This window comes from Amycolatopsis sp. TNS106 (assembly GCF_019330265.1).
Taxonomy (GTDB): Bacteria; Actinomycetota; Actinomycetes; order Mycobacteriales; family Pseudonocardiaceae; genus Amycolatopsis; species Amycolatopsis lurida.
On the sequence record NZ_CP024972.1, the window covers coordinates 304,145 to 321,837 of the forward strand.

Annotated in this window: 21 protein-coding genes and 1 riboswitch; of the genes, 6 read left to right on the top strand and 15 right to left on the bottom strand. The window is 70.6% G+C overall.

The genetic code is table 11. The features are described 5' to 3' along the window. Nucleotides 1-1,509 carry an ABC transporter substrate-binding protein gene (locus CVV72_RS01490; RefSeq protein ID WP_219150664.1) on the bottom strand — a complete coding sequence of 503 codons (1,509 nt, stop codon included), beginning with the start codon at nt 1,507-1,509 and terminating at the stop codon, nt 1-3. Nucleotides 1,510-1,609: 100 nt separating this feature from the next. Beyond that, a riboswitch (cobalamin riboswitch) is annotated at nt 1,610-1,692 on the bottom strand. An 85-nt stretch (nt 1,693-1,777) separates the two neighbouring features. On the opposite strand from CVV72_RS01490, the gene CVV72_RS01495 reads away from it, so the two are divergent. Then, a complete protein-coding gene (locus CVV72_RS01495) occupies nt 1,778-2,521 on the top strand; it encodes a trans-aconitate 2-methyltransferase (RefSeq protein WP_219150666.1) in 744 nt (247 codons plus the stop codon). Between the two features lie 14 nt (nt 2,522-2,535). On the opposite strand, the gene CVV72_RS01500 is transcribed toward CVV72_RS01495, so the two are convergent. Continuing rightward, the gene (locus CVV72_RS01500; protein ID WP_219150669.1) at nt 2,536-3,165 is read right to left on the bottom strand and encodes a TMEM175 family protein; all 630 of its coding nucleotides are present in this window, start codon (nt 3,163-3,165) and stop codon (nt 2,536-2,538) included. A 10-nt stretch (nt 3,166-3,175) separates the two neighbouring features. Then, complete coding sequence (locus CVV72_RS01505) at nt 3,176-3,673, bottom strand: DUF6790 family protein (protein ID WP_219150671.1); 498 nt, start codon at nt 3,671-3,673, stop codon at nt 3,176-3,178. A 57-nt stretch (nt 3,674-3,730) separates the two neighbouring features. On the opposite strand from CVV72_RS01505, the gene CVV72_RS01510 reads away from it, so the two are divergent. Beyond that, nucleotides 3,731-4,150, top strand: coding sequence for a MarR family winged helix-turn-helix transcriptional regulator (locus CVV72_RS01510; protein WP_255632452.1), 420 nt, complete (start codon nt 3,731-3,733; stop codon nt 4,148-4,150). A 3-nt stretch (nt 4,151-4,153) separates the two neighbouring features. On the opposite strand, the gene CVV72_RS01515 is transcribed toward CVV72_RS01510, so the two are convergent. Continuing rightward, nucleotides 4,154-5,428: an MFS transporter gene (locus CVV72_RS01515; RefSeq protein WP_219150673.1), complete on the bottom strand. Its 1,275-nt coding sequence runs from the start codon at nt 5,426-5,428 to the stop codon at nt 4,154-4,156. A 307-nt stretch (nt 5,429-5,735) separates the two neighbouring features. Between CVV72_RS01515 and CVV72_RS01520 the strand changes: the two genes are divergently transcribed. Both CVV72_RS01520 and CVV72_RS01525 read left to right on the top strand, forming a co-directional pair. Further along, the gene (locus tag CVV72_RS01520) at nt 5,736-6,716 is read left to right on the top strand and encodes a GlxA family transcriptional regulator (protein ID WP_219153761.1); all 981 of its coding nucleotides are present in this window, start codon (nt 5,736-5,738) and stop codon (nt 6,714-6,716) included. A 19-nt stretch (nt 6,717-6,735) separates the two neighbouring features. Then, complete coding sequence (locus CVV72_RS01525; protein ID WP_255632453.1) at nt 6,736-7,479, top strand: DJ-1/PfpI family protein; 744 nt, start codon at nt 6,736-6,738, stop codon at nt 7,477-7,479. Here CVV72_RS01525 and CVV72_RS01530 read toward each other — a convergent pair. The 6 genes from CVV72_RS01530 to CVV72_RS01555 all read right to left on the bottom strand — a co-directional run bounded on the left by CVV72_RS01530 (nt 7,436) and on the right by CVV72_RS01555 (nt 11,921). Then, the gene (locus CVV72_RS01530) at nt 7,436-8,662 is read right to left on the bottom strand and encodes a PP2C family protein-serine/threonine phosphatase (protein ID WP_219150675.1); all 1,227 of its coding nucleotides are present in this window, start codon (nt 8,660-8,662) and stop codon (nt 7,436-7,438) included. The two genes, CVV72_RS01525 and CVV72_RS01530, sit on opposite strands and share 44 nt — an antisense overlap. Next, on the bottom strand, nt 8,662-9,555 hold the full coding sequence (locus CVV72_RS01535) for a SpoIIE family protein phosphatase (RefSeq protein ID WP_255632454.1): 894 nt from the start codon (nt 9,553-9,555) through the stop codon (nt 8,662-8,664). Before CVV72_RS01535 ends, CVV72_RS01530 begins: the two co-directional genes overlap by 1 nt. Before the next feature lie 114 nt (nt 9,556-9,669). Beyond that, nucleotides 9,670-10,107, bottom strand: coding sequence for an anti-sigma regulatory factor (locus CVV72_RS01540; RefSeq protein WP_219150677.1), 438 nt, complete (start codon nt 10,105-10,107; stop codon nt 9,670-9,672). Next, a complete protein-coding gene (locus CVV72_RS01545) occupies nt 10,097-10,483 on the bottom strand; it encodes an STAS domain-containing protein (protein ID WP_219150679.1) in 387 nt (128 codons plus the stop codon). The genes CVV72_RS01540 and CVV72_RS01545 overlap by 11 nt, the downstream gene beginning before the upstream one ends. After that, nucleotides 10,480-11,349, bottom strand: a complete 870-nt coding sequence (locus CVV72_RS01550; protein WP_219150681.1) for an STAS domain-containing protein — start codon at nt 11,347-11,349, stop codon at nt 10,480-10,482. The genes CVV72_RS01545 and CVV72_RS01550 overlap by 4 nt, the downstream gene beginning before the upstream one ends. Before the next feature lie 95 nt (nt 11,350-11,444). After that, nucleotides 11,445-11,921 (bottom strand): MarR family transcriptional regulator, encoded by a 477-nt coding sequence (locus tag CVV72_RS01555; protein ID WP_255632455.1) that lies wholly within the window; start codon nt 11,919-11,921, stop codon nt 11,445-11,447. A gap of 135 nt (nt 11,922-12,056) precedes the next feature. Here CVV72_RS01555 and CVV72_RS01560 point away from each other — a divergent pair, with 135 nt between their 5' ends. Continuing rightward, nucleotides 12,057-13,262 (top strand): PP2C family protein-serine/threonine phosphatase, encoded by a 1,206-nt coding sequence (locus CVV72_RS01560; protein WP_219150683.1) that lies wholly within the window; start codon nt 12,057-12,059, stop codon nt 13,260-13,262. A gap of 12 nt (nt 13,263-13,274) precedes the next feature. Here the strand turns inward: CVV72_RS01560 and CVV72_RS01565 are convergent, their stop codons facing one another. Beyond that, the gene (locus tag CVV72_RS01565) at nt 13,275-13,703 is read right to left on the bottom strand and encodes an ATP-binding protein (protein ID WP_255632456.1); all 429 of its coding nucleotides are present in this window, start codon (nt 13,701-13,703) and stop codon (nt 13,275-13,277) included. A 459-nt stretch (nt 13,704-14,162) separates the two neighbouring features. Between CVV72_RS01565 and CVV72_RS01570 the strand changes: the two genes are divergently transcribed. Then, on the top strand, nt 14,163-14,468 hold the full coding sequence (locus CVV72_RS01570; protein ID WP_219150687.1) for a hypothetical protein: 306 nt from the start codon (nt 14,163-14,165) through the stop codon (nt 14,466-14,468). 3 nt (nt 14,469-14,471) lie between these two features. Here the strand turns inward: CVV72_RS01570 and catC are convergent, their stop codons facing one another. The 4 genes from catC to CVV72_RS01590 are packed head-to-tail and all read right to left on the bottom strand — an operon-like array spanning nt 14,472 to nt 17,658. Then, nucleotides 14,472-14,759, bottom strand: a complete 288-nt coding sequence (gene catC / locus CVV72_RS01575) for a muconolactone Delta-isomerase (RefSeq protein WP_219150688.1) — start codon at nt 14,757-14,759, stop codon at nt 14,472-14,474. A 24-nt stretch (nt 14,760-14,783) separates the two neighbouring features. Then, a complete protein-coding gene (catA, locus tag CVV72_RS01580; RefSeq protein WP_219150689.1) occupies nt 14,784-15,635 on the bottom strand; it encodes a catechol 1,2-dioxygenase in 852 nt (283 codons plus the stop codon). Nucleotides 15,636-15,661: 26 nt separating this feature from the next. Then, the gene (locus CVV72_RS01585) at nt 15,662-16,765 is read right to left on the bottom strand and encodes a mandelate racemase/muconate lactonizing enzyme family protein (protein ID WP_219150690.1); all 1,104 of its coding nucleotides are present in this window, start codon (nt 16,763-16,765) and stop codon (nt 15,662-15,664) included. Continuing rightward, a complete protein-coding gene (locus CVV72_RS01590) occupies nt 16,765-17,658 on the bottom strand; it encodes a LysR substrate-binding domain-containing protein (protein ID WP_219150691.1) in 894 nt (297 codons plus the stop codon). Before CVV72_RS01590 ends, CVV72_RS01585 begins: the two co-directional genes overlap by 1 nt. Between the last annotated feature and the right edge of the window lie 35 nt (nt 17,659-17,693).

The window sequence follows — 17,693 nt, forward strand, 5'->3', positions numbered from 1 at the left end:
TCAGGCGAGCCGGGCGCGGTCGAACCTCGCCCAGTCGAAGGTGTTCGGCGGCGCGGTCACCAATCCGGACACCCGCTTCGCCACGCCGATCGTCCAAGTGCTGAACCCCCAGGCGAGCAGGCCCCCGGATTCGTGCACGATCCGCTGGGCGTCCCCGAACAGCGCCAGCCGGGCACCTTCGTCCGCGGTGGCCGCGGCCCGATCCATGAGGGCGTCGAACTCCGGCGAGGCGAAGCCGTTGACGTTGTTCGAACCGCCGGTCCGGAAGCGCTGGTTGAGGAACGCCGGTACCGGCAGGGTCGCCGTGCGGGTGAGCGCGGCGACCCCCTTGGTCTTGATCTCGCTGAAATAGGTGCTCGACCCGCGCGTGTTCGGGGTGACCTTCAGCCCGATTTCCCCGAGCTGCTGGGAAATCAGCGTGGCAGCGGTGGCGAAACCCGGGTCGACGTCGCTGGTTTCGACGGCGAAGGCCAGCCCCTCCGCACCCGCCTCCCGGACCAGTGAGCGGGCCGCCTCCACATCGCGGCCGCGCTGGGGGATGCCGGTGGCGTACCCGCGGAGTCCTTTGCCGAACAGGTCGTTGCCGATCTCGCCGCGGCCGGCCAGTGCGACCCGGTTCAGTGCCTCTCTGTCCACTCCGGACAGTACGGCGCGCACCAGCCTCGGGTCGGCGAACGGCGGCCGCGTCACGCGCAGGATCATGCCCTGCATCGTGGTTCCCTTGGCTTCGAGCACCGAGACGCGCCCGTCACCGGTCAAGCGGGCCGCGGTACCGGCCGCGAGATCGTGGGCGTAGCCGACCTGCCCGGACAGCAAGGCGTTGACGCGGGCGGCTTCTTCGTTGACCGGTACGAATTCCAGCTCGTCGATGCCCGGTGCGCCGTCCCAATGGGACTCGTTCTTGCGGAACACCGCCGGGCCGCCGGGGGTGAACGAGACGAACCGGAACGGACCGGAGCCGACCGGCGCCGTGAAGTCCGTCGTCCCGGCGGGCACGATCTCCGCACCGGGAGCACCCCAGCCTGAGGGGAACTCGAAGTCGGGAGCGGTCAGCGTCAGCTCGATTTCGTTGGGGGACAACGCTTTGCTGCGGCCGAAGTCCACCTTCGCGAAGTACTGCCGTGACGAGGAAGCCAGTGCGGGATCGGCGATCCGCCGGAAGGTGTAGAGCACGTCGTCCGCCGTGACCGGACGGCCGTCGTGGAAGGCCGCCCGCCGCAGCCGGATCCGCCAGCGCGTGCCGGAATCGTCGCTCTCCCAGGATTCGGCCAGCCGCGGCCGCAACGAGGTGTCGGCGTTGTAGGCGACCAGCGTGTCGAAGAGCGCTTTGGCTCGTGCTTGGTCGACGAAAAGGGAGACCTGAGCCGGGTCCAGGGTCTCCTTCGAGCCGCCCGCGGCGAACGCGACCCTCAGCCGGCCCGTGTCCGGCTGCGCGGTCCCGCACGCGGCCAACGGCGTGAGAGCGGCCAGGGCGAGGAGCCGCCGGCGGGTGAGCGGATGACGCGTCATAGGAACCTCCGGGACATCGAGCACTGTCCCGGGCGCGCGGCCGCACGTGAACGGGACCCCGCTCCGTACTCCACGACAGTTGGGGCTGGCGGTACCCGGCGGGCAGTCCGGCTCTCGGCACGGGGACGTCTTCCCGGGCCGATCACGGTTGCGGGTCAGCGCCGGATTCACACCGGCTTCCCCCGACGGGCACTTCTTGCGTTGTGGCGCCCACGGTAACCCATGACCGGGCTGTGCTACACAGGATCAAGATCACGAAGGAGAGCCGGTGGACGAGAAGCTCGCGGCGGACTGGGTACGCCGGTGGGACATCCAGCAGGAACGCTACGTCGCCGACCGCGAAGAACGCTTCGCCGTACTGATCGACGTCGTCGAGCACGTATGCCGTGACGTCGCCGCTCCGCTGGTGCTGGACCTCGGCTGCGGCCCGGGATCACTGGCCACGAGGCTCGCCGGGCGGCTGCCGCGCGCACGGGTCATCGGCGTCGACAACGACCCGTTCCTGCTCGCTCTCGCCAAGGCCACCCGGCCGCGACAGGCGGACATCGAATACCTCCAAGCCGACCTCGCCGAGCGCGGCTGGCTGAAGTGGGGGCCGGTCGACGCCGCGGTCTCGACGACCGCGTTGCACTGGCTGCGTCCCGAGCGGCTCGCCGAGGTCTACCGTGACCTCGCCGAAGCGTTGAGGGAGGGCGGAGCGCTCGTCAACGGCGACCACCTCTATGACGAACGACCGGCCATCCGCGAACTCACCGAGGTGGTCAAGAACCGGCGGGCGGCCCGTGCCGGGGTCGGCGCCAACGAGGAATGGAAGGCCTGGTGGGCCGCGGTCGCCGCCGATCCCGCGCTGCGGGAGCGGTTCACGGTCGACGAGCTGCGCGGCATCTCGACCGGCTACGGCAACCGGCTGAGCCCGCAGGAACACACCAGGCTGCTCCGGGAAGCGGGCTTCGCGGAAGTGGCGCCCGTATGGCAGTCCGGAGACGACTACGTCCTGGCGGCCCTGCGCTGACCCGATCCGGCCGCTCAGGTGGCGGGCGGCCGGTGGTCCTGGACGCGGCGGGCGACGGCGAGCGCGACAGGCGCCGCGAGCCAGCACAGGTAGGCGGCGGTGCCGTTCGTCAGGAACGAGACGGGCACGGAGATCCCGAACACCGCGGCCAGGCAGACGCTGCGCGTCAGGCTTTGGGCGAACACCTTCGGCGGCCCGCCGGTCCCGTACAGGTGTCCGCGCCGGATCTCCCGGATGATCAGCGCGAACGACGCGGAGGCCAGGACCTGCACCATGGCGTACACGCTGAACCGGAGCGGGAAGGCTCCCTCGGCGGTGATGACCCGCGTCGCGAACGGCATCAGGACCTGCATGAACAGCCAGGCCAGGGTGAGGCTGATCAGGCGGCCGTTCAGTGAGCGGACGTAGGGGAAGATCTCGTGGTGCGCGCGCCAGTGCGCGGAGATCACCGCGAAGCTGAGCGCGAAGGCGATGTATTCCTTGCCGTGGGCCGAAATCGAGCCCAGCATGGCGTCGGTGGTGTCGCCGTGGGGAACCGGGAGATCCAGCGCCAGCAAGGTGAGCGCGATCGCGATCACCGCGTCGGCGAAGATGCTGAGCCGCTCGGCGGCCTTTCCGATCGCGTGGCCGGTCTGTGTCGTCATGGTGAGGGCCTCAGGCGGCGATCTTCGCGGCGAGGCGCCGCGATCGCAGGGCCAGGACGATCATGACCGCCGGGAGCAGGACGTCGGTGACGAGGACTCCGCCGGTGTTGCCGGGGGCGTGATCACCGTTGGCGAACCATTGGTAGACGTGGCCGATCGCGGCGCCCCAGAGGAACATCCCGCCGGCGATGCCGATGGTGAGGCGTTCGCGCGCGGAGGCCGAGGCGGCCCGGAAGCCCAGGACGGCCAGTGCGAGGTTGGCGAAGGCGATCTCGAACAGGAACGGCGTCCGCTCGAAACCGATCGCGGTGGCCATGACGTCCGGAAAGGCGAGGAAAGCGACCGTCATCCACAGGCTGCCGAAGCCGAAGGCGCCGATGGCCCACCAGCGCTGCCAGATTTCGAGCCGCTCCTGAGACGACGTCGCGTGGCGGGCGCGGAGGAAGGCTCCGGCAGCGGGCACGACCACCCAGACCAGGGGGAAGGCGGATTGGGCGAAGTAGTTCATGACTTCAGTCTTACCTGGTTAATATTAACCCGTCAACACTAATGGTAGGGTGAGGCCGTGGACGACGGACTCGCGGACCTGCTGCACCGGGTGGTCATGCTGATGGGCGAAGCGGCCCGTCGGCGCGCCGACGACCCCGATGGTTTGACCTACAGCCAGATACGGCTTCTGGGCACGCTCGAGGACATCGAGCCGGCGACGCAGCACCGGCTCGCTCAGGCGCTGTCGGTCTCCGACCCGGCGATCAGCCGGGCCTTGCGGCCGCTCGAAGCCGACGGTCTGGTGCGGATCACCGTCGACCCCGAGCACGCGCGCCGCAGGCTGGTCCGGCTCACCGATGCCGGCCGGAAAGCCTTCCATGCCGCGGGAAAGCCGCTTTACGACGAGTTGCGCGAAGGGCTCATCGCGGCAGGTTTTCCTTACGAGCGCTACCTCCAGGACACCCTTCGGCTGGCCGAAATCCTCGCGGCCGACTGAGTCCTACGGCGTTTTTTCCAGCACCATCGGGGTCTCCGGGGCGGGCAGGACGCGGGCTTTCGACTTCACCCGCGACAGCATGAACGCGCATACGACGGCGAAGAGGAGCGGCACCGTGGCCGCCACGAGGATGTCGCGCGTCGCCAAGGCCTGCCCGATGAGGACCCCGGCGATTCCCGGTCCGACGATCGAACCGAGCCGCCCCAGCGCGGCCGCCCAGCCGACGCCGGTGGTCCGGGGACCGGGCGGATAGGTCGCCACCGCGAGGGCCAGCTGGCCGATCTGAGCCGACACCACGCCGACGCCCACGCCCGCGAGGCACAGGAGCAGCACGGTGTCGCCGAGGGACGCCTTCGCCACGATGATCATGAACACCCCGCCGATGGTGGGCATCAGGATCAGCGCGCGGGCGATCCCCAGCCGTCCGGCGAGCGGCAGCAGCACCAGGCCGCCGACGATCCCGCCGAGGGTGAGGAACGCGAGCCCGATCGGCGCCTTGGACGGCGAGAAGCCGTAGCCGGTGAGCAAGGTGGGAATCCACGAGATCAGGACGTAGGAGGTGATGAAGACGAGGAAGGAGAAGGCCCAGATCAGGGTGGTGGGCAGGCGCAGACCCGGTTCGAAGAGCTTGCCGATCTTCGCGTCGTTCCTGGTGCCGGCCGTCGCCGGGACCGCGGTCCCCTCGGCGGGCAGGAGCCAGGCCAGCAGGGCCGCGAAGATCAGCGGGACGATCCCCGCCACGTAGAAGACGCCGTCGGTGCCCACGAAGTCCAGCAGGCGCCCGCCGAGGAGCCCGCCCAGCCCGGCGCCCGCCCCCAGGCCGAGGGCCACCGCGATGGAGACCTGCTCCCGGCGATTCTCGGCGCTGTGTTTCGTGGCAAGGCCGACACCGGCGGGCACCACCACGCCGAGTCCCACGCCGGTCACCAGGCGGGTCACCGAAAGCAGCGCGGCCGACTCGAGGTGGAGGGTGGCCGCCGTGGCCACGGTGGCCACGCCGAAGAGCAGGACGGCTCCGATCAGCAGCCGCCGTCCCGGTATGCGTGCGCCGAGATAACCCGCCGACAGATAGCCGAACACCACGCCGATGTTGGTCAGCACGACGGCGAGGGTGAACGCGGCGGGCGTGACCCCCCATTCGGCGGCCATCGTGGGGATCGCCAGCGAGAGCGCCGCGGTGTCGAAGCCGTCCAGGAGAATCGCCAGGAAACACAGTACGACCACCGGCCAGTGCACGGATCCTGCCCGGCCGGGGAGAGGAACACGGGTGGCGCTCATGAAGTTCTCCTGTTCTGGCCGTGGCGAGTGGCTTTCGCGACGCTCGGCATCCGGCTCACCCCTCGTTGCAACTCGTGCCCGGCCTTGACGAAGGCGTCCTTCACCGCGTCGGATACGGCGAACGAAGCATTCACGGCGGGTTCGGTCTTCCCCTCGGCGACCGCGCGAGGTGTCCATTGTGGTCATTGCGCGGCGACCTGGCGTCCAGCATAGGGAAAGTCCGCCCGGGACCGGGGAAATCCCGGCGGAGAAGGCAGTTCAGGAGAATGCGCCGTCGGGTGGGTAGATTCTCCGTGTGGGGACAGGAATGGACTCGGTACGCCGCGTGGTGATCGTGGCCTTCGACGACGCACAGATACTCGATGTCGCGTGTCCCAGCGGGGCGCTGGAGATCGCGAACTCGCGCGGCGCCGCGCCGCCCTACGCCGTCGAACTGGCCACGGTGCACGGGCGGACGACGCGGAGTTCGTCGGGGATCCTGCTCGCCGGTGTCCGGAGGCTGGCCGAGGTGTCCGGGCGGATGGACACGATGCTCGTGGTCGGAGGCGCGGGCACGGAGGCGGCCGCCAAGGACGAGCGGCTGCTGACGCAGGTGCGGCGGCTGGCCGGACGAAGCCGCCGGGTCGCCTCGGTGTGCACGGGCACCTTCGTGCTGGCGGCCGCCGGATTGCTCGACGACCGGCGGGTCACCACGCATTGGGGATACAGCGAGCTGCTCGCCGCGACCTTTCCGGCCGTGACGGTGGATCCCGCCCCGCTCTACATTCGTGACGGGAACGTCTTCACCTCGGCCGGGGTCATCAGCGCGCTGGATCTCACGCTCGCGCTGATCGAGGACGACCATGGTCCGACGCTGGCCCGCGAGGTAGCCCGCGAACTGGTGACCTATCTGCACCGCCCGGCCGATCAGGCTCAGATCAGCACGTTCCTGGCCGCTCCGCCGCCGAGCAACCGGGTGGTGCTGGATCTGCTGGGCTACATCGCCGCGCATCTCACCGAAGACCTGAGCCCACCGGCGCTGGCGGCACGCGCGGGAGTCACCACCCGGCATCTCACCCGCTTGTTCACCGCCCATGTGGGCAGCACCCCCGCCAGGACCGTGCGGACGGCGCGGACCGAAGCGGCGGCCCACCTGGTGCGGTCCACCGCGTTACCGCTCTCGGCGGTCGCCAGGCAATGCGGGTTCGCCTCGGCGGAGACCCTGCGCACGGCGTTCCGACGGCACTACGGGCTGTCCGGGGACCAACTTCGCAGGATGCCGGACATCCCACGCCCGATCGCCGGTTGACCGCCCCAGAATTCGCGGCATGAACAGTGCGAAGACGACGCGCAGGACCGTACTGGCCGGTGCCGCGGCCGCCGCGGCGTTCGGCCTCGGCACCGGCACGGCCCAGGCGGAGACCCGAGGACCGAAGATCGGCATCCTGCTCTACGACGGTTTCAGCCTGCTGGATCCGACCGGCCCGGCCGAGGTGTTGTCCCGGCTTCCCGGCGCCACGGTCACGATGATCGCCGAACACCGCGGCCCCGTGCGCACGGACACCCGGGACGTCGCGCTGGTGGCGGAACGTTCGGTGGCCGAGGTGAACCGCCTGGACGTGCTGCTGGTCCCGGGCGCGGGCAACCGCGGCACGGTCGCGGCCATGGAGAACCCGGTCCTGCTCGAGTGGATCCGGCGCATCCACCGGCACACGACCTGGACCACGTCGGTGTGCACGGGATCCTTGATCCTCGGGGCGGCAGGGCTGCTCCGCGATCGGGCCACCACGTACTGGGCCTCGGCGGATTACCTGGAGAAGACCTTCGGCGTCCGCTACGTGGCCGACCGGTACGTCCAGGTCGGCAAGGTCGTCACCGCGGCGGGGGTGTCCGCCGGGATCGACCTCGCGCTCCATCTCGCGTCTTTGCTGGCGGGTGAACGGATCGCCCGCGGCATCCAGCTCGCCGTCGAATACGACCCGCGGCCGCCGTTCGACTCGGGCGACGCCGCGAAGGCGAGCCCGGAACTCAAGGCGCTCGCCTTGGAACTGCTCGCCGAGTCACAGGAGTAGCGCGCGGCCGCCGGACGGCGAGGACGACGGTGTCGTCGGCGTGCAGGACGACGTCGTGCATCCGGGTGGCCAGTTCCCGGGGAAGCTCGGTGATGGGAAGCGCGGCGTACGCGGGAGCGAGGTCCAAGAGGCGGTCCTGGCCTTCGAGATAGTCCTTACGGCTTTCGACGAGGCCGTCCGTATAGAGGAGCAGGGTGTCCCCGGGGGCGAGGGTGTGGTGGCGGAGTTCGGGGCTGCCGGGGTCGGGGAAGCCGATCCCGCGGCCGACGACCGGGGAGGGCAGCAGCCGCGCTCCACCGTCCACAGTGGCCAGTACGGGGGCCGGGTGGCTGCCGTTGGCGAGGGTCAGTTCGCCGGTCGCGGGGTCGATCCTGGCGAGGATCACGGTCGCCATGAGGTCGGGCTCGATCGTGGCGAGGGTGTGCGCGGTCCGGGCGATGAGGTCGCGGAAGGGATGGCCTTCCAGCGCGAGGGTGCGGATCGCGTGGGTGACGGTGAGCGCGTGGCGGGTGGAAGTGACCCCGTGGCCGACGGCGTCGACGAGGGTGATGTGCAGCTGGCCGCCGGGGAGGACGAACCAGTCGTAGAGATCGCCGCCGGTGGGGGAGTCCTGGTCCGTCGGCGAGTAGTGCACGGCCAGTTCGAGTCCCGGCACGGGCGGCGGGCCCGGCCGTAGCGCGTCTTCGAGTTCGCGGAAGATGACGGAGTGCGCGCGGCGGAGTTGTTCGTCGCGTTGTTCGAGTTCGATGTACATGGCCAGCACGCCGCTGTTGGTTTCGGCGAGTTCGTGTTTGAGCTCCCGCTGCTCCTGAGCGAGCGCGTCGGCGCGGGCGATCAGCGCGAGGGTTTCCTCATCCGTGGCTTGGTCGTCGCCGGCCGGGGCGGGCGGTCCGGCGGTTCCCGTGGGGAGATGCCAGGTGAGGCTCGTGCCGTCTTCGGCGTCGGGCAGGAGCGGGAGGGTGTTGCGCCGCGGGCGTTCGACCGGGCGGGGGAGCCGGACGGTCACCGCGAGGAGGCCGTCGGTGGTGCTGGTTTCGAGCGTGACTTCCGCGCCGGTGGCGAAGGCCGGTTCGGCGAGCAGGGTCGCGGCCATGACGAGACGGGCGCGGTCTTCGACGGGGACGCCGGCTTCGGCGCAGGCGGTGCGAAGGCGGCGGCGGAGCCGGGCGAGGTGGGGGTGCATCAGCAGAGCTGGTCCGGGTGGAGGGCGAGCATGGCGGCGTCGTCGCGGGGGTTGCGGTGACGGTGGGCGAGATGGGCGGCGAGGAGCAGCGCGTTCGACGGCTGGGTGGCGCCCGCCGGGGTGCGCCAGGTGTGGTCGACGCCGTCGGTGTGCAGCACCACGAGGTCACCGGCGGCGAGCGTGGCGTGGCGGACCTGAGCGGCGGGCAGGGCGAACCCCACGACACCGGGGATGCTGAGCAGTACTCGCGACCGGCCGTCCCCGCTGATCGTCGTGCCGGTGACGTTGCCGACTCCGCAGAATTCGAGCCTGCCGGAGGTGATCCGGGCGAGCGCGACGGCGGCGCCGCGGGTGGCGCGCAGGGCGCGGTGCATGGTCGCCAGCTGATGGGGGAACGGCCGGTCGGGGTTCTGGCGGAACACGCGGATCGCGGCGTCGGCGGCGCCGGCGGCTTCGGGCCCGTGGCCGAGGCCGTCGACGACGACCGCGGCCCAGCCGTCGGTCAGTTCGGCGAGGGCGATGGCGTCACCGCAGTGGTCTTCCCCGTCGCGGGGGAGGCAGAAATGCCCGGCCGCGGCGGCGGGTCCGGCCGGTGTCCCGGGGAGGAGGACCCGGGCCGCGGCGAGGGTGCCGGACCGGGGCGCCGAGCGGATCCGGAAGACGGTGGCCATCCGGCCGACCGCGCCGAGGCCGGTGCCGAGCGTGCCGGTGGTGGTGTTGCCGTCGAGGAGCCAATGTCCGACGTCGGCCATCCCCGGGCCGTCGTCGGCGGCCAGTACGTCGACGCCGAGCCCGATCACGGGCCGCTGCACGACGATCGAACCGTTGATCGCGTGCCGGTCGAGGTTCCCCGCCAGTTCGGAGGTCACGACGGCCGCGCGTTCGGTGAGCACCGAGGGCAGCCCACCGGCCCGTCCGGTTTCGCGGGCGGTCCGTGCGGCGGCGTAGACGGCGCTGGCGTGGTCGACGCGCAGATGGCGCGACGGCGGGGGGGACCACGATGCCGGTCATGGCTTCCAGCGCGTGATCGTGATGGTCGTACCCCGGCCGGGGGCGGTGTCGATGGCGAATTCGTCGACGAGGCGGCGCGTGCCACCGAGGCCGTGGCCGAGCCCGGCGCCCGTGCTGAAGCCGTCGGTCATCGCCTGGTCGACGTCGGCGATGCCGGGCCCGTCGTCCCGGACGCGCAGCCGCAGCCCGATCCGGCCTCGGTCGTCGCGGAGCACGGTGATCGTCATGGTTCCGCCGCCACCGTGGATGTAGGCGTTGCGCACCAGTTCGCTGGCCGCGGTGACGATCTTGGTCTGGTCGACGATGGAGAACCCCGCGGCGACGGCGCTGGACCGCACCGCGTGCCGGGCGGTGAGCAGATCCGCTTCGGCGCGCACGGCGTGTTCGAGAGGCGGGAAGTCGCGTCCGGGGTCGGTGAGTTCGTCAGGGAGCATGAGGCGCCTCGGCGGGACGGCGCCAGCCCAGCAGTTCCATCGCCTGTTCCGCGTTGAGCGCGGTCCGGACACCGGTGAGCTGGAGCCCGAGTTCGGACAGCGTGATCGCGACCGCGGGGCGCATCCCGGCGACGATCATCGTGGCGCCGAGCAGGCGTCCGGTGTCGGCGAGCTGCATCAGGACCCGCGCGACGAAGGAGTCGATGATCTCCAGCCGGGAGATGTCGATGATGACGCCGCGGATGCCTTCGTCGGAGATCCGGGCGGTGAGCTCTTCGGTGAACCGCAGGGCGGTCTTGTCGTCCAGATCGCTGAGCAGGCCGGTGAGCAGGATGTCGCCGAGCCGCAGGATCGGCAGTCCCGCCTCGGCGGTCACTCGGTCACCGTGCCCGTGTGGGTGCCGTCGCCGATGAGCCGCATCGCGGTGGCCAGCGCGTCGGCGAGGGAACCGCGGGTGACGATATGCGACAGGTCGATGCCCAGCTGGGTGATGGTCTGCGCGATCGACGGGCGGATACCGCTGACGACGCATTCCGCGCCCATGAGCCGGACCGCGCTGACGGTCTGCAACAGGTGCTGGGCCACCGCGGTGTCGACGGTCGGCACGCCGGTGATGTCGATGATCGCGACCCGGGCTTGGTGGGTCTGGATCGCCTCGAGGAGGTTGTTCATCACGACCTGCGTGCGCGCGCTGTCGAGGGTGCCGATCAGCGGTACCGCCAGCACGTGCCGCCACAGCCGCACGACCGGGGTGGACAGTTCGAGCATCTGGTTGTGCTGCTGGCGGATGATCTGTTCCCGCCCGGTGACGTAGACCGCGAAGGTCAGCACGCCGGCGCTGTCGAGCAGTTCGCTGACCAGCAGTGCCGCCCGGTAGCGCAGCTCGGCGTCGTCGGTGTGCCGCTCGACGGCGGCCAGCATCATGCGTTTGAGCGACAGGATCGCCATGGCGGTGGCCGTCGGCTCGGCGCCCGCGCGGGCCCGGCGCTCCGACAGCGAAGTCAGCGCGTCACGGACCGCGCCGTCCCGCGCCACGATCCGGTCCGCGGGCATCGCCGTGCCCAACGCGGCACGCAGGGCTTCCAGCAGGTCGGCGGCCTCGCGGCGGAGCTCCTGCTCGGTGTGCGCCGCGGCGGGCGGCTCGAGCTGCCGATGGGCCCAGTCGCTCACCAGCGTGGCGTGGTCGTCGTCGAGGGCCTGCGTCAGCAACTCCCGAACGGGGGCGTCGTCAGTCCCCAGCACCGTGTCCTCCTGCGGTTCGGGGCGCGCTCTGCTGTACGCCGGTGAACTATTGTCATATAACAACAGTTCGAGCGTACTCCCGCAACAGCGGGGCCTCACGGCGCCCCGTGGCCGACCTCGTCCCCAGTGCCCGCGGCGTGGTATTCCCGCAGCCCGGCGGCCAACGCGGCCCTTCCGGCGGGAGTCATCTTTTCGAGTACGGCCTCGATGTTCTCCCGTCGCCGGGCACGGACCTCCCGCAGGTACCCGCGCCCGCGCTCGCTCAACCGCAGCACGAGTTCGCGGCGGCTGCGGGTGCTCGGGAGGCGTTCGAGGAAGCCCACGGCCTCGAGCCGGTCGCAGAGCCTGCTCACCAGCGGCGGGGTCGAGCCGAGCAACTCGGCCAGGGTGCGCAGGTTCAGCCCGTCGTGGTGGTCCAGGGCGATCACGGCGCGCAGCTGGGCGGTGGACAGCGGCCGCGGGGAGACGTCCTGCATCCGCTCGACCACGAGCTCGACGAGGCCGGGCAGGTCGAACACCGCAGCCGTCCCGTCCGGGGTTGGCTGCTCGCGGGACCGATCCACGGTGTCCACTCTGGCATCCTTATGCTCGTTCCTGCAGCACAGCTCACGCGAATCGCCGTAGACCGGCACGCCGGAGCGGCGCAGACTCGACAGACACGACGTGTGCCGCCCGGTGCGCGATCCGGGTGAGCGGGAGGCGGGGCGTTGGACAGATCCCTGGCGGTGGAGCGGCTTCTGCGGGACGTCCCTCCTCACGACCTGCCCGCCGCCCTGCGTTCGGCGCTGTCCGAGCACTTCGGAGCGCGCGCCGTCGAACTCCTGATGGCCGATTACGCCCTCACCGAGTTGTGCCAGGTGAGCACGCTGCCCTACACGTCGGATCCGATCCCGGTCGAGGGAACGGCGCCGGGAGCGGCCTTCGTCGCGCAGGCCGCCACGTTCGACCACGACGGCGCGAGCGTGACCGGCTACCTGCCGGTCAGCGTCCGCGGCGACCGGCTCGGAATCCTCGCGGTGACCCTGCCCGAGGAGCCGGAACCACCGGTGTGGGCCGAACTCGAGCGGTTCGCCGAAGCGCTGGCGCACGAACTGTTCGTCGCCGACCGGGACACCGATCTCTACATCCAGGCCCGGCGGTCCTCCCGGCTGACGCTGGCCGCGGAGATGCAATGGCAGCTCCTGCCCGGCCGGGCCTGCACCCGCGCCGAATTCGCGCTGGGCGGCCAGCTCGAACCCGCGTACGCCATCTACGGCGACTGCTTCGACTGGTCCGCCTCCGCGCACAAACTCGCCGTCACGCTCATCAACGGCATGGGGGAGGGCAGCGAAGCCGCGCTGCTGACCAATCTCGCCGTCAACGCGCTGCGCAACGCCCGGCGCGCCGGAGTCGCCCTCGAAGCCCAGGCCGAACTGGCCGACCAGGCGCTTTACGCGCACTATCGCGGCGCCCAGCACGTCTCGGCGTTGCTGCTGGAGTTCGACCTCGCCACCGGTACGGCCGACGTCGTCGACGCGGGGTCGCCGCGCCTGTGGCGGCTGCGGGACGGAAAGGCCGAGCAGGTCCATTTCGACGACCAGCTCCCGCTCGGCACGTTCGAGGACACGCTCTACACCACCCAGCGATTCCAGGCCCTCGACGGCGACCGGTTCGTCTTCGTCAGCGACGGCGTCTACGACGCGGCCGGGCCGCACGGCGAACGCTACGGGGACCGCGAACTCGCCGAGGCGGTCGTCGCGACCGCCGACCTGCCCGCCGCCCACGTGCCGGGCGCCGTGCTGAGGGAACTGACCACCCGCCGTCACGGCGAGCAGGCCGAAGACGACGCGATGGTGGTGTGCCTCGACTGGTTCGGGCCGACTCCGCTTTCGGGTACGGGGCCCAGTACCACCGTCTCGGTGTCGTCGCGCTAGACGCTGTCCCGGTCAGGACGCCGTGTTCTGCCGGAGCGCGGCGGGCCGCCACACCATGGCCACGCGTGTGCCGTGCGCACCGGTGTCGACGGTCATCTGGTCGGTGACCTCGTCGATCAGGCTCAGGCCGCGGCCACCGGAAGGGGGTTTGTCCGCACGCGACCGCGCCGCGGGGATGCCGTCCCCCGTATCGGTCACCGTGACGGAGATCGCGTCACCCGCCCAGTCGGCGTAAAGACGGACCCAGCCTTGCCTGCCGGGGTAGGCGTGGACCGCCGTGTTGGCCATCGCTTCGTACGCGGCGATGGTGATGTCGTCCTTGCTGTTCGCGTCGAGGGGCAAAGCGTCGAGCCAGCCCCTCAGTTTCCGGCGGAGCAGGGCGACCTCGCCCGCCAGTGCCGGAACGAGCTCCTCCAATGCCGACCTCACGGCGGTGTCCATCGGTGCGCCCAAGCCGGCTACGGACTCCGGATCGGCCGCGTCGGCGTCGCTCCTCTCCATGCTCGGGTCTGGAGTATGTCGATACATGATCGACTCCTTCCTCGTCGCCCGCGCCCCCCATGGCCGCCGGCGTTATGGCCTTGGGTACCCACGATGTCCCTTTCCTACCCGTGGCGGTTTCGCCGAGTGCTCCTCGCCGAACGGAACCCGCGCTCCGCCGACCGTAACTCGCGTGCTTGAAGCCGTAACTCACGTGCTTGAAGCCGTAACTCGCGAGATACGGCTCCAAGCACGTGAGTTACGCCTTCAAGCACGGGAGTTACGCCTTCAGACACGCAGGCCCGGTATCCTTCCGGTGCGACCAGGCGGAAATGAGCATCGGTACCCGGCCCGAGGTTCCGTGCGCGGTCGCGTCGCGCTCACCTCACCTTCGTCTGGACGGCTGATATCTTGCGGCCCATGCCAGAGTCCAACTCCACTGAGGACAGCCAAGGCGCCGCTCCACCGGGCCGGACCGGCAAACGCATCGCCGGCGGCATCTTCCTGATCCTCGCCTCGATCGCCCTGTTCTACACGGCGGTCGACGCGCTCGCCGATCCGAGCGGCGTGGTCTCCCGTTCCTCGAAGTCGGCGCGCAGCCCGGACAACGATGCCGAGGCGCAGTTCGGCGGCTTCCTGCTCCTCATGTTCGGGTTCACCGTGCTGGGCTTCGGGATCGGGATGATCGTTTCGAAGGGGCCCCTCTTCGCGAAGAGAAAAGACTGATCCTCAGCTACCTGCCCCGACCTTGGACGGGTGCGCGGCCAGCGGCGTGACCGCGATGTCCATGTACGGGAACAACGGCAGGCCGGACAGAAGCGTGTGCAGCTCGTCGTGGTCGGCGACGTCGAGGATCGAAAAGTTCGCGTACTCGCCCGCGATCCGCCACAGCTGCGGCCACTTCCCCGCACGCTGAAGCTTTTGGCTGTACGCCTTTTCGCGCGTGATGAGGTCGGCACGCTCCGCCGGGCCGAGGTCCGGCGGCAGGCGGACGTCCATGCGCACGTGATAAAGCATCGGTCACTCCACAAAGGACAGTGGTCAGGGACGTTCGGGGTCGAGGACGAAGCCGTACTCGACGGCCTCGCCATCGCCCGACGGACGCGGGTCCAGCACCAGTTCCGGTTTGACCGCGGAAGCGATGTCGTCGTCGTTGTGCTCGTCGCCGGGGAAGTACAGCTGAGCCGTGAGCAACTCGTGCCCCGGCGCGGAGACCTTGACGTGCAGATGCGCCGGGCGCCACGCGTGCCAGCCCGCCGCGGCGATGAGCTTGCCGCAGGAGCCGTCGGTCGGGATCTGGTACGGCGCGGGGCGCACGGTGTGGATCTCGAACCTGCCGCCGGAGTCGGCGGTGAAGCTCGCGCGCAGATTCCATTCCGGGATACCCGGTGCGAACTGGGAGTAGAAGCCGTCCGCGTCGGCGTGCCACAGCTCGACCTTCGCTCCGTCCAGCGCGGTGCCGTCGGTGGAAGTGACCCGACCGGTCCAGACGAGCGGTGTACCGGGCTCGTCCTCCCGCATCGGGACCGAACCCCGGGCGCCCCGCTCGGGCGCGCCGGGCACGTAGTACGGCCCTTCGATGGTGCCCTTGTTGCCCTCGCGGTGCTCCGTGGCGACCTCCTCGACGACGTGCTCCACCCAGACGTCGAGGAACAGCGGCCATTCGCCGTCCTCGCCGACGCCGATCAGCCACGACTTGAGCGCGTTGTACTCGTCGTAGGTGACCTTGTGCTTCCGGATCGTGCCGTGCACGGCCTCCAGCACCTCACGGGCCAGCAGGCTGACCCGCTCCTTCGGCGTTCCCGCGACGCCGGCGAACTTGTCGTTCTTGAACCGTTCGGTCGCGTTGGCGCCGGCGGCGGCCGCGCCGGCCGACTCGTGGATGGCGGTCATGAATCCTCCTTGATTCGTGGTGGGCGTCAGTGGTCCTGGCGGTAGCGCCGGAGCTTCTCCGGATCGATTTCGGCACCGAGGCCGGCGCCGGGCCGGACGGTGAGCTCGCCGTCGATGACGCGCAGGGGTTCGGTGAGCAGGTCGTCGCTCATGTCGAGGAAGTTCGAGAGTTCGCCGGGGCGGCGTGACGTCAGTTCGTAGGCCGAGCCGAAGGCGACCGTGCACAGCGAGCCGAGCTGGCCGTCGATCTGGTTGCCCATCACGACTTCCAGGCCGAGCCCCTCGGCGAGGTGATGGGTACGCTGCGAGCGGGTGAAGCCGGTGCGTGCGGTCTTGATGCTAATCGCGGTCGCGGAGCCGCCGAGGATCTCGCGGGTCACGTCGGCGGGCGTCACCGCGGATTCGTCGGCGATGAACGGCACGTCGAGCTGCCGCACGAGCCAGCGCCTGCCGAGGACGTCGTCGGCGGGGCAGAGTTCCTCGGCGAACAGCAGGCCGAGGTCGGCCATCTCCCGCATCGCGCGGGCGGATTCGGCGGCGGTCCAGCCACGGTTCCCGTCGACGTAGAGGTCGACGGTGTCGCCGAAGTGCTCCCGCAGCGCGCGCACGACGGCGGTGTCGAGCGACGCCGGACGACGGCCGACCTTGACCTTGAAGGTGGTGATGCCGTGGGTCTCCCGCATCCGTTCGGCCTCGGCGACCATCGCGGACGGCTCGTCGAAGCCGAGCATGTGGGCCACGCGCATGCGGTCGGTGTAGCCGCCGAGCAGTTCGGTCACCGACACGTCGAGGCTGCGGCCGAGTGCGTCCCAGACGGCCATGTCGATGGCGGATTTCGCGGTCGGGTTGCCGACCGTGCGGGCGAGCCGGGTGTGCACCGTTTCACGGTCGAGCAGGCTGAGGCCGGCCACCTGCGGAGCGAACAGGGAGTCGATCACCGCGACGATCCCCGCCTGGGTCTCGCCGTAGGTGAACGGCCTCGGGGGCGCCTCGGCCACGCCGACGACACCGTTGTCGGCGTGCACCCGCACGAGGACGTGCTCGGCGACGCGCACCTCGCCCGAAGCGAATTTCAGTGGCTTCCGGTACGGGATGGCGAACGGGATCGCCTCGACTCGCGTGATCTTCATCAGGTGCTTTCGGTGGTAGGGAAGACGTCTTCGAGCGCGTCGAGGACGGTCGTGACGAGCGGGGACCGGTTCTCGTGATGCCACGCCAGCGCCAGCTCCACGGTCGCCGCTCCGGAGAGGTCGCGGAACACGACACCGGCCAGCGGCAAGGCCCGCGCCGACGCGGGCACCACGCCGACCCCGAGGCCGCCGGCGACCAGCGCCAGCAGGACCGTGGTCCCGGAGGCCTCGTGCGGCTGATGGGGCGTGAGCCCGGCCTCCCGGCAGCTGCGGGCGACGGCGTCGTACACGACGGAGTCGCGCCGGTCGTAGGTCACGAGCGGTTCGGACCGCAGCTCCGTCATCGCGACGACGGCTTCGGCGGCCAGCCGGTGGTCGGCGGGGACGGCGAGGACCAGCGGTTCGCTTTCGATCACCCGGAAGCCGATGTCGTCCCCGGTGACCGGTGGGCGGAGCACCCCGATCCCCAGCGTTCCGGTGCGCAGGCGCTCGCACTGCTCGGCGGTCAGGAGGTCGGCGCGGATCTCCAGTTCCACGTCCGGCACCCGCTGGGCGAGTGCCCTGGCCAGCCGCGGCAGATGGGAGAACGCCGCGGTGCCGGTGAAGCCGACCCGGAGCAGGCCCCGCTTGCCCTCGCCGATCCGGCGGACGCCGCGTACTCCGCCGTCCAGCCCCGCGAGGACGCGCCGGGCTTCGGCCAGGAAGAACTCACCCGCCGGTGTCACGCGGACCTGCCGGGTCGTACGAGCCAGCAGGACGACGCCGAGTTCCTCCTCCAGCTGGCGGATGGTGTGCGAGAGGGCGGGCTGCGCGACGTGCAGCCGCTCGGCCGCCCGGCCGAAGTGACAGGTCTCGGCGACGGTGACGAAGTAGCGCAGGTGACGAAGTTCCATGAGACGCCTCCCTCCGTTGCTCTGCCGTCGATCCG